General features: G+C 30.1%; 13 protein-coding genes. 2 read left to right on the top strand and 11 right to left on the bottom strand.

Going from position 1 to position 16,397, the window contains the following annotated elements; genetic code table 4:
* Positions 1 to 171: 171 nt before the first annotated feature.
* Both JJE79_RS03610 and JJE79_RS03615 read left to right on the top strand, forming a co-directional pair.
* Positions 172 to 2,109 (top strand): S8 family serine peptidase, encoded by a 1,938-nt coding sequence (locus tag JJE79_RS03610; RefSeq protein WP_222926332.1) that lies wholly within the window; start codon positions 172 to 174, stop codon positions 2,107 to 2,109.
* Between the two features lies 1 nt (position 2,110).
* Positions 2,111 to 2,710, top strand: a complete 600-nt coding sequence (locus JJE79_RS03615) for a hypothetical protein (protein ID WP_222926333.1) — start codon at positions 2,111 to 2,113, stop codon at positions 2,708 to 2,710.
* A gap of 57 nt (positions 2,711 to 2,767) precedes the next feature.
* Here the strand turns inward: JJE79_RS03615 and ychF are convergent, their stop codons facing one another.
* The 11 genes from ychF to JJE79_RS03670 all read right to left on the bottom strand — a co-directional run bounded on the left by ychF (position 2,768) and on the right by JJE79_RS03670 (position 16,396).
* Complete coding sequence (gene ychF, locus JJE79_RS03620; protein WP_222926335.1) at positions 2,768 to 3,865, bottom strand: redox-regulated ATPase YchF; 1,098 nt, start codon at positions 3,863 to 3,865, stop codon at positions 2,768 to 2,770.
* A 2-nt stretch (positions 3,866 to 3,867) separates the two neighbouring features.
* Positions 3,868 to 4,740: a class II fructose-1,6-bisphosphate aldolase gene (fba, locus tag JJE79_RS03625; RefSeq protein WP_222926337.1), complete on the bottom strand. Its 873-nt coding sequence runs from the start codon at positions 4,738 to 4,740 to the stop codon at positions 3,868 to 3,870.
* Positions 4,741 to 4,742: 2 nt separating this feature from the next.
* Positions 4,743 to 5,147, bottom strand: coding sequence for a DNA-directed RNA polymerase subunit delta (gene rpoE / locus JJE79_RS03630; RefSeq protein WP_222926339.1), 405 nt, complete (start codon positions 5,145 to 5,147; stop codon positions 4,743 to 4,745).
* A 114-nt stretch (positions 5,148 to 5,261) separates the two neighbouring features.
* Positions 5,262 to 7,292: an Ig-specific serine endopeptidase MIP gene (gene mip, locus JJE79_RS03635; RefSeq protein WP_222926341.1), complete on the bottom strand. Its 2,031-nt coding sequence runs from the start codon at positions 7,290 to 7,292 to the stop codon at positions 5,262 to 5,264.
* Positions 7,293 to 7,406: 114 nt separating this feature from the next.
* The gene (gene mip / locus JJE79_RS03640) at positions 7,407 to 9,233 is read right to left on the bottom strand and encodes an Ig-specific serine endopeptidase MIP (RefSeq protein ID WP_222926342.1); all 1,827 of its coding nucleotides are present in this window, start codon (positions 9,231 to 9,233) and stop codon (positions 7,407 to 7,409) included.
* 12 nt (positions 9,234 to 9,245) lie between these two features.
* Positions 9,246 to 10,646 (bottom strand): MSC_0618 family F1-like ATPase beta subunit, encoded by a 1,401-nt coding sequence (locus JJE79_RS03645; RefSeq protein WP_222926344.1) that lies wholly within the window; start codon positions 10,644 to 10,646, stop codon positions 9,246 to 9,248.
* Positions 10,646 to 12,178, bottom strand: a complete 1,533-nt coding sequence (locus JJE79_RS03650; RefSeq protein WP_222926346.1) for an MSC_0619 family F1-like ATPase alpha subunit — start codon at positions 12,176 to 12,178, stop codon at positions 10,646 to 10,648. The genes JJE79_RS03645 and JJE79_RS03650 overlap by 1 nt, the downstream gene beginning before the upstream one ends.
* Before the next feature lie 18 nt (positions 12,179 to 12,196).
* Positions 12,197 to 14,470, bottom strand: coding sequence for an MSC_0620 family F1-like ATPase-associated subunit (locus JJE79_RS03655; RefSeq protein WP_222926348.1), 2,274 nt, complete (start codon positions 14,468 to 14,470; stop codon positions 12,197 to 12,199).
* Complete coding sequence (locus JJE79_RS03660; RefSeq protein WP_222926349.1) at positions 14,454 to 14,951, bottom strand: MSC_0621 family F1-like ATPase epsilon subunit; 498 nt, start codon at positions 14,949 to 14,951, stop codon at positions 14,454 to 14,456. Before JJE79_RS03660 ends, JJE79_RS03655 begins: the two co-directional genes overlap by 17 nt.
* Positions 14,952 to 14,953: 2 nt before the next feature.
* The gene (locus tag JJE79_RS03665; RefSeq protein ID WP_222926351.1) at positions 14,954 to 15,895 is read right to left on the bottom strand and encodes an MSC_0622 family F1-like ATPase gamma subunit; all 942 of its coding nucleotides are present in this window, start codon (positions 15,893 to 15,895) and stop codon (positions 14,954 to 14,956) included.
* Positions 15,896 to 15,901: 6 nt separating this feature from the next.
* Positions 15,902 to 16,396: a DUF2714 domain-containing protein gene (locus JJE79_RS03670; protein ID WP_222926353.1), complete on the bottom strand. Its 495-nt coding sequence runs from the start codon at positions 16,394 to 16,396 to the stop codon at positions 15,902 to 15,904.
* Position 16,397: the final 1 nt, after the last annotated feature.

Below are 16,397 nucleotides of genomic sequence, written 5' to 3' on the forward strand. Positions count from 1 at the left end.
TATCAAAAACTTAATAAATTATTTTTTTGTTTTTTGTGAGAAAGTGCTACATTTTTAAAATATTCTTGCAACCCAATATTCAAGTAAATTGTCATTTTTCTAATTGTTTAATGTTGTTTTCTATATTAAAAATAATTTCTATACATATTTTTAAGATTTAGGAGGGTCAACATGAGAATCAATAAAAAAAATATTAATAGGTTTATATCTTTATTATCATTATCATCATTATCTTTTTCTTTCATTCCGCTAGGAAATATAAATATTTCTAAAAACATTGACACTAAGCAACAATTATTGAATAAAAAATTGAAAGCAGAGGGAAGGTTTGTTAATACTAGTTTTATTAAGAAAAATGAAAAAATAAATAAAATTCAATCAAATTTTTCTGAATTCAATAAACATGATGAAACTAAAAAAAGTTATTTTTTCTTAATTGAAGTAAAAAGAGATGTTAACGCACTGGATTTGACAAGCATTACTGAATTAATAAAGAATAGAAAAAGTATTCAAAGTGCTAAAAAAAGTTTAGCAGTTAAAAACCTCATATTTGTTTCTGCAGAATTTGAAAGAGATAATGAATTTAGTGAATTTAAAAATTTTTTAGATAATAGTTCATTTGTTGAAAATTATGAATTACATGAAACTAAATTAGAAGTTTCAAATAATTTTGTTAGCACATCAGATTCTGATTATTATGGGTACGAAAATCCTTCTAATTATGCTGACTATAGTAAAAATTTTTTAAGTAATAACTATACTAAGAAAGATAGGGATGAAGCTATACAAGTTGCAAAATGAAAATCAGCAACAAAATTTCCTATAGGTGTTGCTATTTTAGAAACAGGAGATGGAGGTTACGGAGATCCTCATGCTTTAATAGATAATACAAATACTTATTATTTTGATTCTTCAAATAAAGTTATAAATAACTTTAGCAATTATTGAGAACCTCTTAGTTTACCTCAACCCCCTAAATTTGGTGATCACTCTACAAAAGTAGCATCTATTGTTGGCGGTAAATCTGGAGTTAATCCAATGCTGGAATTGTACGGTATAAAATACAGCCAAACATTTGGATTCAATGATATTACTGGTCTAGATAATGAAATAGGTTATATACTTAAAAATAAGAATATTAGAGTTGTTAATGCTTCTCTTGCTACTAAATACGGAAGAGGTTGATACGAATATAATATCTATTCTAGATATATAGATCTCGTTGCTAAAGATAATTCAGGGGTAATATTTGTTTTCGCTGCAGGTAATGATGGCGATAAAAGCAATAAAAAGTTAACTGACTTACAGTTATCATATAATAGCATTATTGTCGGTGCTAATGATTTCGATAAAAATAGAACAGATTTTTCATCATACGGCTCAGATACTCCTGTTTCACCTTTATTGCTAGCTAATGGTTATGGTTACAATTTTAAAGACCAAGTAGCTCAAGGAACTAGTTTCGCCGCTCCATTTGTATCTGGTGTTGTAGCGAATTCTTTCCTTTTAGCTAGTGAAAAATATAATTTGGGGTACGCTTCATTAATTGCTAAATCTGTTTTAGGAGTTTCTACAACTAATATAAATGGGGATAAATCTAATCAATTTGGTTTGAATAGCGAGTATGGGGCTGGTGTTTTAGATTATTCAAAGATAAATGAAGCACTGAAAAATGTTACAAAAGTAGAATGGAATAAAAATCAAGCTAAATCAGACATTTATAATAATGTGCCTACTGCTTATCATGATGTTAAAAATAATGAAGCTTCTATTAAGGATGTGGATTTAAAGAAAGGTAATATTTTAAGAACTAGTTTATCTTGATTTTTTGATGGCCGAACTTTTTATAATTCTAGCGGCGGTACCACAGAATTACAACAAGTTTCATTAAATTTTAATACTATTACTCGCCCTGCAGTTAAGAATTTTGATCTAATCATTAAAAATAGTAAGGGAGAAATTGTTTCTTCTTCAAAATCATATAATAATTATGAATTTATAAGATGAGAGGTTCCAGAAGACGATAAATATAGCTTTGTCATAAAAAGAGATGATGGCATAAAACCAGATGAAGTTGAACAATTAGTTTTAACTCACACAGTCGAATAATATGAAAACATTTTTTAAGAATAAAAAGTTAGTTACTTTATTTATTATTTATTTAGTAATAGCAATATCTACTTCAATTGCTTTTGCGCTTGTTGTTACAAAATATCCTAATGAATATAAATTTAATTATAACTTCATGTTAATTACACCATTAATAACATTTGTTGTTTTATTAATAATTTATTTAGCTGTAATTTTCTCTGATAAATCTGATGGTTTTATTGATTTAGATCCAAAACTGTATGTTAATAATAAGAAAGTTTTAAAGTCTGTGGAAATTACTCACTTTATTACATCATTATTAATTGGCTTGTCTGTTATTACGATGTTAGTTTTCTTATTTACTTTTAACCCAAGAAGCGCTGATAAAATTAATACTTCAACAAATACAAAAATCAACGAAGACCTATTAATTTCATTATCAGTACATTTAGCTTGATGAAATCTTTTCTTCTTTGTTGTGATGATTAATTTAAGCCTTACTTATTTAAAAGCAACACTGTATAGCAAACGCAAGAAGTCATTATCTTTATTATCATTTAGCACTTGATCATTGATCAAAGAAGCAAAGCAAGTGATTAATGTTAATTTAGTTTCATAAAGATTAAGTATTGATAAAAAAATAAGGATCACGGTTGTGGTCCTTATTTTTTGTTATCTAAACATTAAATTTGAAATTAATGACATCTCCGTCTTGAACGACGTATTGTTTACCTTCTAAACGCAGCTTGCCAGCTTCTTTGGCTTTTTGTTCTGATTTGTATTCAATCAAGTCAGTTCAATGGATCACTTCGGCTTTAATAAAGCCACGTTCAAAGTCTGAATGGATGATCCCAGCACATTGTGGGGCTAAACTGTTCTTTTTAAATGTTCAGGCTCTGGTTTCGGTTTTTCCGTATGTGAAATAAGTGCATAAACCTAAGATTTCATACGCTTTGAAAGCAATCTTGTTTAAACCAGATTCATTCATATTGAATGAAGCCATTAATTCTTTTTTATCAGCTTCTTCTAGTGATGATAGTTCTTCTTCTAGTTTGGCTGAGATTGTTAAGTATTGTTCGTTGTTTTGTTTACAAAAACTATCAAGCGCCATTACATGTTGGTTTTTTTGATTAGTTGATAAATCGGCTTCAGAGATATTACCAACATAAATTCTTGGTTTGGCTGTTAATAGATTGAAGTTTTTAATGATGGCTAATTCTTCTTGTGAATATTTAGATAAATCTAACATTTGGTTGTTCTCAAGTTTAACCTGAATGTCTTTTAATAATTCATATTCAACAAGAACTGATTTATCACCACTTTCTGCTTTTCTTTTAATCTTGTTAATACGGTTAGTAACAACTTCAAGATCAGCAATCATTAATTCTAAATTGATTGTTTCAATATCATTAATTGGATCAACAGCATTATGCACGTGGGTGATGTTATTATCATCAAAACAACGCACAACATGGATTAAACAATCAACTTCACGAATGTTACTTAAGAACTTGTTACCTAAACCTTCACCTTGTGAAGCACCCTTAACAAGTCCTGCAATATCAACAAACATAATTGTGGCATATACCACTTTGTTAGGTAAGATTTGTGCAGCTAACTGATTTAAACGATCATCAATTAATTCAACAATACCAACATTAGGTTCAATTGTTGCAAAAGGGTAGTTTGCAGCTTCAATTTGCGAGTTAGTGATAGCATTAAATAATGTTGATTTCCCAACATTAGGTAAGCCAATGATTCCAGCTTTTAGCATATTTATGCTTTGTTATTTGAACCGAATAAGTTGATTTTTTCAATACACTTAGCTTTGATTGCTTCGAATCCAGGTTTTAATAACTTTCTAGGGTCATAACCTTTTTTGTGTTCATCTAAGTCTTTTTCTTCTAAGATGTATTGTCTTGTTGCAGCAGCGAATGCTAATTGACATTCAGTATTTACATTAACTTTAGCGATACCTAATTCGATTGCTTTTTTAACTTGTTCATCAGGAATACCACTACCACCGTGTAATACTAATGAAGCACCACTTGCTTTTTTAAGTGATTGTAAAACTTCAAAGTTTAAAGATTTTCAAGAAGCTGGATAAATACCGTGGATATTACCAATACCAGCAGCTAACATATCACAACCTAGATCTTGCATCTTCTTGCATTCTTCTGGGTTAGCTAACTCACCGTTACCAACAATGCCGTCTTCTTCACCACCAATGGTTCCTACTTCAAGTTCAACTGAAGCATTGTATTTTTTAGCTGCTTCAATTACTTTAATAGATTTTTCATAGTTTTCATCAAATGGTAAGTGAGAACCATCAAACATTACAGATGTAAATCCAGCTTCAAGAGCTTTAAACACACCATCATAACTACCGTGGTCTAAGTGTAAAGCAACTGGCACAGTAATATTTAATGAATCAACTGCATCATTTACTAAGTTATAAACATTCTTATAACCACCCATGTATTTAATTGCACCTTCACTTGCAGCAATAATTAAAGGTGAGTTTGCTTCTTGAGCAGCTAATAAAATAGCTTTAGTTCATTCTAAATTGTTTGTATTAATATGAGGGATCGCAAAGCCTTGTTCAGTAGCTTTTTTGATCATTGCTTTTGCATTTGTTAATTTAGACATAATTAATTCTCATCCTCTGTTGAATCAACAATAATATTGTCATCAATTGATGATGAACCTTCATCTTCGTTACTAATTTCAGGAGCAGATTCATCAACTTCTACTTCTACTTTAATGTGTTCATAACCTTCTTCTAAGTATTCTTGACGGTTATATAAAGTATCTAATGCTTTATCTCTTTCTTCATGAAGCATCATTGATTTGATTAATCATTTGTAATCACCGATATATAAGAATCTAGTGTCTTGAATCAAATCAGTATAAAATGCTCCCATTAAATCTTGAGAATCTTTTTTGTTTAAGTTTTCTTCTTTAGCAACTAATTTTCATAAGTCGTTAAAACTAAAACCTTTTTGTTTAAAGTTTTTCTGGGCAACTTCGTAAGCCTTATCAATCAATGAAGCCATATATTTATAAAAATTATCTTATTAATTATAAATTTGAATAAAAAAATATGAGCCTGTGTATCTCATATTTCTTATTTTTATTATTATATCTTATTTGTTTGCTTATTTTAAAGGTTAGTTTTTAAAAGCGTATTCAGGGTTAGATCCTTTTTCAAAACCTTCAGGGAATAAGTATGTTTTAGTTTTTGGTTGTCTTATCTTCATTTCATTAAAGTAAGAATCTTTTTGATCTTTACCACCACCATAAATTAAATCGTATTGTGGTAAGTTATATTTTCCATAAAGACCTTGGTAGTCCATACCTTCACTTCTGATTGCAGTAGCATAACCAGTTGTTGCAGTTCTAGCTGCACCAAATAGAATGGCTTGAATACGGTTATGTGAGTCAATAATTCTAGTTCCAGAAGCACCACCAGCAGGAACATAGTTATCAATTAAATAACCAAGTCCAACGTTAGCAAAAGGCATTCTTGAATAGTTTAATGCTTGACCATTGAATGAAGGGAAGCTTAATAATAAGTCTGTTAATCCTGGTTTGTTTACAAAAGTTCTACTATTAGATCAGTTTAAATCACCACCAACATTTTTCTTCTTTTCGAAGTAATCACCAGCGTTTGATGTTCCGTAATAATTTCCTTCTTTATTAGTTCAGTAAGAAACAAAGTTTTCGTTAGCTTGAATAGTTTCTCCGTCAACACTGTTATATCTGATCTTGTAATCATCATATGAGTTTGGGAAACCAATAGCATATAAGCTATTTTCTTCTAAACTTTCGTAAGTTTTATCTTCTAATAATGAACTTTTTGCAAAAGTGTATTTATCTTTTTGATCTCAATTAGCATAACCACCAGTTACTCATTCAGCAATTTTTGGACTATCAAAAGTAACTTCTACAACAGCAAAGTCAATTGAAGATTGAGCACCTTTATAATCATTAGGTAAAGTAGGTAGCGAACTATCTTTTAAGAAGTCATTCCCTAAGAAAATTGGTCTAATTTTCTTAACATCAAGATTTACTGAAATATAAGGGGTTGTAATCTTGTTAAATTGATCGTCAGTTTTAACTTTATCATTATCGTTAAGAAGAGTTACGGCCCCACCTTGAGTTGTAGCAAATCTAGATCCGTTAGGTACAGCGTCTTTGTTGTTAGTATTAACAAATGTTAATTGGAAGTATTCGGTTTCACCCTTAAATTGTCTATTCTCAAATCCTCTGAAATCGTTTTTAGTACCTTTAATTTTTGGTAATAATAAATTATCAAAAACGTGGAAGTTACTTGCTAAATATCAAGTTGTTGGATATTCACCTTTTTTCTCAGGTAATTTGTAATCAAAAATTCAAGTTGTTCCTAAATTTGAGACGATCTTTTCGCTTTCTTTTTGTTTTTTATCTAATTTAGACGCAGCATTATCACCATCTTCATGTTTATTTGAAATATAAACTGAGTAAGTTGTTTTTGAAAATTTACGATAATTATCGTTAAGAATTGTTCTAGGTAAACCTAAAAAATTAGTTACTGATTCTTTTAAGTTTCCAAAACCAAACGTTTCACCAATTGAATCGTAGTAATATTTAGGTATCAATTGTGTTGTTGGAAGATCTTTTCTTTGAACTAAACCGTCAGAAACATCACCCTTTTTATTAATATTAGGTAATAAAAAACCATACCCAAAAGCATCTTTATAAGTTGGTAGACCTAACTGCTTGGCTTTTGCATCATATTCAGCTAATTTAGCTTTATCAATTTGATTTGGATTAGTAACTTTAGCATCTGGCGTTCTTTTTTCATCATCAAAACGTTCGCCTCTAGTAACTGCTACATTTTTTAAATTTAAATAAGCATCATAGTTACCATATTGGTCACTAACTACTCTTTTGCCGTCTTTAAATTGATTAGAAACCTGTTCATTTGGTAATGATAATTCTGGTCTAGATTGATAAATAGGCCCGCTTCCATCACCTTGGAAGCCATCTAATCCACCGTTCCCATCATCAGGGTTATTACCTTCTCCTTTATCACCACCTTGTTCTCCACCATCTCCGTTTGATGGATTTGCATTTTGCGTACAACTAGCCACGATAATAGATGTGGCACCAAATAGTGACAATAGGGCTTTAAATTTATTAATTCTTGCTTTAGCCATGTTAGTTTTTACAAATAAAAATTATTTATAAAAATCAATCTACCTAAATAAAATAGGTTTGTTATCTTAACATTAATTATATAACAATATCTGGTTCAAGAGAACAATCGTGAATTAATGGAATAATCACGTGTTCACGTTAGTGCCTTTATGAATAGCTTTTAATCCTAAGCTATATGATTTAGTTTGTGATCCATCTGATCCATAAATTAAATCATATTTTGGCAGGTTGTAACTACCATAATATTTTTGATAATCAAAACCTTCTGAGTGAAGTGCTAAACCAATTCCAGAGCTTACTTCGCTATCACCAGCAAAGATAACACCAACAATTTCATTATTAGAATTAATAATCGGCGAACCACTACCACCTGGTGGAACTGCGTAATTATCAAGAACATATCCTAGACCGCTGTGAGCAAATTTTTGATGATTAATTTCATAAAAACTGTTGTTGCCACCATTTCTTGGAATAGTTAAGAAAATATCTGAAATACCAGGTTTATTAACAAACGATCTTAGGCTTGGTGATCAAGAAAAATCGCCACCCTTTTCAGTTTTTGAATTAGTATCTGATGGTTTATTAACTCAAGGACTTCTTAAGTTTTCAATATTACCATAAAAACCAGCACTAATGCCTGGATCATTTTTTGATGGAGGTAATCCATAAACATAGAAATCATCAGCAGGTAATGATTTATATTTTTCATCATTTAAATATGAAAATTTAGCTGGTTTGAATTTTTTATTTTCATCTCAAGAAGCATAATCATTAGTTACTTTTTTAGCTTCATTTTCATCTTTAAATTTAACTTGAATAACACCAAAATCTAATAATGTTTTTGCTTGTAAATATTCTTGATTATTAGTAAATTTATCAATGCTTTGAGTTAAAGCATCATTACCTAAAAATACAGTTTTAACATTATTTGTATCAATTTCAGTAACTGTTAAATAAGGGTCTTTAAATTCTGTTCCTTTTGATCTTTCAGGAACAATTTCTTCACCAATCTTAACTTTACTTTGATCTAATTGAAATAATTCGATTTTATTCGTAGCAACTTTGTTGTTACGAATAATTGCTTCAGAATCATTTTTTAATTGTAAGTGTTGTAAAACATGAAAGTTACTTGCTAAATATCAAGTAGTTGGGTATTTGCTATTATCGGTCGGTAAATCATAGTCAAGTAAGAATGCCGTTCCACTAAAGTTACCTACATTTGGAGCATCTTCTTTAGATTCACTTGAATTATTTTGTTTAACTTGTTCACTTGTATTCGCGTTAGTTATACGAATTGAATAAGTAATTTTTGAAAGATCTTGATATTTCTCATTAGGAATCATCCAGCTTAATCCACGATCTGATTCTTGTAAATCATCACCATCTTTGTTAAAAGCTGGAACGTTAACAATACTACTAGTATCATCAATTGCTTCAAAACTTTCATTTAAAGTTTTTGAAGTTTTATCCACACCCGGTAATCCAATTGCATAAGCATAAGCATCTTGATAATAAGGTTGGTCAATTGCTTTAGCTTTTTGATTAATTGCATCTAATTGCTCTTGGGTTAAATCATAAGGACTAACATGTGATTTTGATGCTCTATCTTTTAATCAAAAAGATGGCTTTTGCGTATTTCTATTTTTGAAATTATATAAATTTATATAACCCGTTTGTGCTGAGTAATTATCATACTGATCTGATACTACTCTAACTCCATTTTCAACCTTATTAGTTCATTGAACCTTTGGTGCAACGAACTCTTTATTATCAATATCTTCACCAATTTTTCATAAAGAATCATCGCCACCATTTTCTTTTTGTCCTCCTGGTGGAGGGTTTTTTGGGTCGGTTGAACCTTTTGATGGGGTTGTTGCACATGAACTAACAATAAACGCACAACCCATGAATAATGAGAAATATTTAACTAACTTTTTCATACTTATGCTTTATTACATTTCTACTTTATTTAAATTTAATTCTTCGTCAGTTGGAATATCTAAATTAGATCCAACAAATGAGAAGATTTCAGGTGATTGGTTAATGTATTTACCTTCAATAATTCTGATTACTGATTCTAAAGTATCTTTTAGTGGCACATAAACTCCTTTGGCTTTAGTAAACGCTTCAGCCACGAAGAAGTTTTGGGTAAAGAAGTTTTGTAATTGTAATGCCTTACGCACAATAATTTTATTATCTTTATCTAGTTCATCAATTCCTAAGATTAAGATTACGTCTTCTAATTCATGGTATTTTTGTAAAATACTTTTTACTTCAATGATCGCATCATAGTGACGTTGACCAATAATATCTGGCGATACTGATGAAGAAGATGAAGCTAGCGGGTCAAACGCTGGGAAGATGTTTTTAGATGTTTGTTCACGAGATAATACCAACGAACCATCTAAGTTACTAAAGATAGATACAGCTGATGGGTCAGCTAAATCATCCATTGGTAAGAATAATGTTTGGAATGAAGTAATTGATCCATCTTCGGTCGCATATAATCGATCTTCAACATTTGATACTTCAGTATCTAATGTTGCTTGATAACCACCCGTGATTGGTTTTTTATTTAAAGCTGGGGCAACTTCATTTCCTGCTTGGATAAATCTAAAGATATTATCAATGAATAATAATACATCTTCTTTTTCAACGTCTCTTAAATATTCAGCTGCTGTAATCCCGTAAGGCACGATTGACATTCTGGCACCTGGTGATTCGTCCATTTTAGAAATAAACATCATTGAATCTTTCATCAAATTAGATTGTTCTAATTCTTCATAAAGTTCAATTCCTTCACGAGAACGTTCACCAGAACCGATGAAGATTGATGAGTTTTTCTTAGCTTTATTTGATTTTGATGAGTTAAAAATAATTTCTTTCATCAAGACCGTTTTACCAACCCCTGCACCTCCAAGAATACCCAAGTTGTGACCTTTTAGAATTGGCATAAAGAAGTCAATTGCCTTGATTCCTGTTTCTAAAATTTCATGCTTAGAATAGATCTTCTTTTCTTTTTTAATCGTTGAATTCATTTGGATATATCTAATATCCTTGGCACGATCTTTTAATAATGGCACACCTGAAATATCATAGATATTATTCTTGGCATTTTGACCAACTGGCACCATCATTGTGTTGTTGGTATTAATTACTTCATCATTGATTTTGATGTTGTGTTTTTGATAAATCACGATTGCTCTAACACTTGTATCATCAATGATTCTTTTAACCAACAATACGCATGTATTGTTGTGTAATGTTAATACGTAATCAACTTTTGGTAATTCTTCTTTTTTAAATGTTGCTTCAACAACGTTATTTCAAATCTTTGTAATACGACCCTTCATTAGTTCATACCTTTCATGTTAGAAATAATTGTTTCTAATTCATCTTGTTTAAAATCAATAAACTTCTTATCAGTTTGGATTTCAAATTCATAACCTTTGTATTTGAAATACTGATTTAATGAATATTCAAAGAAGTTCTTCATTAAATCTTCATTAAATGGTTGACCTGCTTCTAGGTGTTGATAGATCCAACCAGCAATTGGATCAGTATCAATTAAAGCATTGATGAATGATAATGCTTCTTGTTGGTGGTTGTTAATTTTACGTAATGTTCCCCAGATGATTAATTTGGTAATCAACAACATGAAGCGTTCAGTATAAGGTGAGAATCCTTTTTGAATGAACAGTTGTTCAATTGCTTTACCCTTATGAATTAAATCAGCTGTTTCTTCGTTTAAATCATATTTAAGGGTTCATAGTTTACTTTGACGTTTGTAAGCACGGTATTTTTTATTAATTTCAGAAGCAACTTTGGCAATAACTTTAGATTGCACGGCACTTCCTGTCCGTGATACTGATAGATCGATGTTAATCGCTGGTAAAATCCCGTTAGCAAACAGATCAGTATTGGTTACAATCTGACCGTCAGTAATCGAAATTAAGTTAGATGAAATTAATGAAGTAATATCATTATTTACCGTTTTAACGATTGGTAAACAAGTAATTGATTTACGATTAGCAAATCTACCAGCACGTTCTAATACAGAAGCATGGCTGAAGAAAATATCACCAGGGAATGCTTCTTTACCAACTGGACGGTTAACTAATAATGACATTTCACGATAAATATTGGCATGTTTTGATAAGTCATCAAAGATTACTAAAACATCTTGGAAGTGTGAAATGTTTTCAGCATGAGCCATCGCAACATAAGGAGCCAAATATTGGTGGTATGAGTTAGTTGCAGGAGCATCAATAATAATAGTGTTTTCTAATGCTTTGTGTTTTTTTAATGTTTCATAAACATTAGCCACATTCTGACGTTTTTGACCAATTGAAACATAAATACATTTAACCCCGCTATTACGGATCGTTTGGTTAATAATTGTATTTAGTGCAATATGAGTTTTGCCCGTTCCTCTATCACCGATAATTAATTCTCTTTGACCTTTACCAATCGGAATTAATAAGTCAATTGCCATAATCCCTGTGTATAGTTGTTCGTTTAAACGATTAACTTCTAATAAGTTTCTTGATGTAGCAAACGCATTAGATGATAAGGTATTAGGAGCAAACTCGGGTTTGTGTTTTTTAGGATATAAGATGTTGCCATCAATATCAATGATGTTACCAAAGTATTGTTTGGTTGTTCTTATGTTGGTATCAAATGATGTTGGTATTAATTCATCACCAATTTCAAAGTTAGCATTATTAACATCAACAATTAAGAACGCAGTGTCATTAGTAGCACTAATAACCATGGCTCTGAAGTTTGGTTTGTTTTTAATGGTAAATACTTGGTTTTGTTGGTAATCAAATTTGCCATCAACTTGAATTACGTAATCTAAAGCAGCAATAATTTTAGGATTCATAATGTTATTTTTTATTTATTAAAATACTCCGACAATTAATAAAGCAACAAGTGCTGTTGCAATTAAAGCAATAGTTGCAATTGTTAAAACAGTAACACTTAAAGAACGATTAATCTTATTAGTTTGTCTTGTTTTATTCATTAATAATTGCATGAAATAAAAACCATACAGTGACAATGAGATTAATGCTAAGAAGAAAGTTAAAACAATTAAGAATGGATCAGTTTTTGATTTTGATTGTTCAATAATGTTATCAATTGTTGATGATAAGTTTCTTAAAGCGTTCTCTAGTTCTCTTTGGTCTTGTGGACTGGTTGCATCAGATTGTTTGTTTAGCACTTTATCACGAATTAAGTTAAATGGTTTTAGTGCTTCATTTAGTTCATCAACTTGTTTTAATAAACTGTTGTAATGATTGATTGGCGAACCACTTACTTGTCTGGTGGTAGCTTGTAATCTTAGTTGTAATTTTTTAACTTCAGCAAAGGCTAGATTAAATCTTTGTTTTGAAATTTTATTTTCTTTTAAAAAAGCGTTTAGCGCTTCACTGCCTGCTGCTTGTTGTTGGTTGTTTGCAGCTTTTGGTTTATTGTTGGTTTGGGTATTTAAATTAAGATCTCGTTCTAAAATCAAGATAGTTCTAGCATACATCTGACTTAGTTTGTTTCAATAAAAGTTACTTGTTCCGTTGGTGTTTTTAACAGTTAAATTACGGATATAATTTAAGAAATAACTAGCAGCTGAATTTTCACTATAACCAATTGACTCATTAACTTGGCCTAGTTCATTTTTAAATTTATTTTGGTTAATTGCTTTAACAGCTAAATAAACCATTTGGAAAATATCATTCGAACTTAAATGTAATTTAGTTGCATCGTTATAATTTAGTTTTTCATCTAAACCAACTGATTTATAGAATCTTAAGAATTCTTTTTGGATTGCTTCATAACTTCTTTGGTTATGTTCGTTTTTAGTTTGAGCAGAACCACTTAATCCTGTTGTGTTAATAGCTGCAGCATACTGACGAGTTACACCTTCTTGTAAGCTGTCTGTAATTTTAATTGAAGCAACTAATGCAACTCTGTTGGTTCTGCCGATACTGCTTTTAGTTAAACCTGTAACTTCGTATTTAAATCTGGTATTGATCGGGTTTTCAAAATAAAAGAAATGGTTTGATTTATTATCTTTACCATTATAACGAGTAAAATTAGTTAAAAGTGTGTCATCTTTTTGTGTTGAAAAACCATATCTAACTCTTGGAATCAAGTTAGGAATATTTTCAATTACATCACGTGAATCTGTTGATACTTGTTCACCTTCAATTGGTATATCTGGTGATAATGTATTATCAACATTTTGTTGTTGTTCTTGTTCGTCTTCTTGAGCTGGATCTTTGTTTTGTTCTAAGTCAAAATCAATAAATCTAGGTCTGATTTTTGAAATAATGTATTCATCTCAAGTTTCAAAATTCTTAGGAGCTTCACTGATAATTCCAGCAAAACCTTGAACAACCTTACTGCCAATTTCATAGTCAGTATTAACTTTTGGCATATCTTCTTCATTTAAGAAGATTTTTTCAAAATCACCTTTTAGTGACTGGAAGTAATTCGTTAGAATTTCTGCCCCTTCTTCATCACTTGTTTGGTTTTCTTTTTTAGGTTTATCCTTATCTGGAGTTATGCTATTACCTTGACCATTAACTTGTTTTTTGTAATCAGTTTTAGCTGAGTTACCCCAGATCTTATCTTCATAAGTTTTGTTATTAAAAACGATTGTTCCTTTGTTGAATTGGCTTTCATTTGAAACAACGTAAGGATAAACAATTTCTATTCCGTATTTTGATGGATCACTAACAATCTCATCAGCATGGTTAGTAAAAAAACTTTCAACTAATGAAAAGTAAAGTGTCTTGTTAAAGCGATCTTCAAAACTAAGTTCTTTTTCATTTTTAATCGAACTGATTTTTTGATTAATTAAACTCTGAACTTGTTTAACAAACTCTCTAAGAGATGCTTGCATCTTATTATCGATGCTCTTTTTTAATTCATCTAAATTTGCTGGTTTTCGTTCTGGCTTATTTTCTTTTTTATCACCACTTCCTTCAATCTTCGTATCAGGATCAGGGATTGTTGGTGTGTCTGGATCTAATTCTTCACCAGCTTGGTTAATCAACTTAACTTCATGTTGGCTAGAGTGATGCACCACACCCCCAAATGATGAAAGTAATAAAGTTGGGGCTAATAAACCAAATTTGTAACAAATCAATCTACTGAATTTATTTTTGCTTTTCATATTTATTAACCTTTTTCTCAACTAAATTAAAGTTGCGAATTAATGAATAAAAAAACTTCTCTTTTTTTATTGCATTGTAATCAATCAATTCTTTAAAGTTCAAACCTAAATTAATCTTAGATTCATAATATGATAACTTGTTATTAAACTCTTGGAGCTTATCATCATATTGCTTAACTTTGAATTTGTAATTAACATCATAGACCTTTAATTTTTCATCACTGTATATTGTTACTTTGTTGTCTGTGATCTTAATAAATGAGTTTTTTAAAATGTAATAATCTTCTTCATCTTTGTAAGGATCATAGATTTTAAAAAAGACATTTTCAATGCTGATTAATGAATCATCTTGGATTAGTTCTCATTCATCAATCTGGTTAACATTTAATAAAAAATAAGCTTGGTGATAATGTAAGAACCGATCGTTAAAACGAATGAATTCAATTTCAGAAGGAAGAGTTTTAAAATTGTATTTTGCCATAACTAATCCATGTCTCCATCTTTTTTAGAATCCATTTTAACCAATGACTCATTGCTTCTTGTTAGCATTTGTAGTTCTTGGATTTCAATCTCACGTTTTTGTTTTAAGATTTCACGCCGTAGATTGATTAAAGTTTCATCAAGATCACTAATTGTTTTGTTGTATTTAACCAGGTTGTTTTTAGCAATAATTAATGATGATTCAACCAATAAAGAAGTAACAACATTTCTTAAATAAGAACTGATTTCATTAACAATAAATTCTTGTAAGTTCTTATAAAGTTTATAACGATCAATATCTTGAATAATATTAATTTTGTTTTCGTAATATGATGTGTCTAATTCAAATTCTTTGATTGGTAAGATTTTTAAGAATTTGTTTTTAATCTTATTGGAATTAATTACGAAATTAACATGTCCAATGTCGCCAGCTTCAATCTTTAAACGAATGATTTCAGGAATGGTTTGACTTAATTCTTTGAAATTATTCTCAGGATAATAAGCCACTACTTGCAGCTTGTTTTTATCACAGAATTTCTTAGCATGTTCTCCGATAACAATGAACTGATCTTCATGAACATTTTCTTGTTTTAAGATTGCACGATCATAACGTGAGTAGTTATCAGCTGCTGCGTTTTGGGTTTCGGTTACATAAATTCATAACCGTTTTTTGGCTTCAAAAAAAACATTTTCAACTTTATCTAAAGTTAAGTTAATTAATTTGTTTTTTGAGGGTTCGTATTCTTCATAAAACGAGTTATTCAGATTATATTTTTGGTGCAAAATATCTAGTAAATATTTTGATTCAATACCTCTGGTATAAAAATATTCAAATCGTTTTGATAACTTAAAAATCTTAATTAAAGTAACGTCACGCTTAGATTCAACTAAGGTGTGAATATTTTTTAAACTAGATTGTTTGCGTTCGAGTTTTTTAATATCCATGTTGAACTAAGCGTTGATGATTCCTTGAGAAAATACCACTTTTAATTGGTTAGTTTCTTTAGAAATATAAACTACAATTCCATCAATAACTTCTACTATCTTATGTTCTTCGAATAACTGGTTGTTTAACAATAAATTAAAACGTTCAGTTAGTTTTTTTAATTCAGGATTGTCACTAACTTTTGATGTTAGATTAATACTATCTGTTTGCGATGATTCAGCACTAACGACAACTGGCACTAATTTGTTTCAAGAAAAACGCACATTACGAGTTCATGAGATTACTAAATCATCAAAAATGATTTGGTATCGATTCATGATTGCTACTTTCATTTTTTCTAAAAACTCAACAGCTTCTGGTGATTCTTCTGGAGTATTAGTTTGTAATAAAGTCGTATTAAATAATTGTGCAAATTCCACGAAGTCAGGACTTTGAACGATCGAAATATAATCTTTATTAACAATTTCTGGTTGTAAGTTATCTAACTGTTTCTTTTTCATA

Source organism: Mycoplasma sp. E35C (assembly GCF_019873825.1).
Classification (GTDB): Bacteria; Bacillota_I; Bacilli_A; order Mycoplasmatales; family Mycoplasmoidaceae; genus Mycoplasmoides.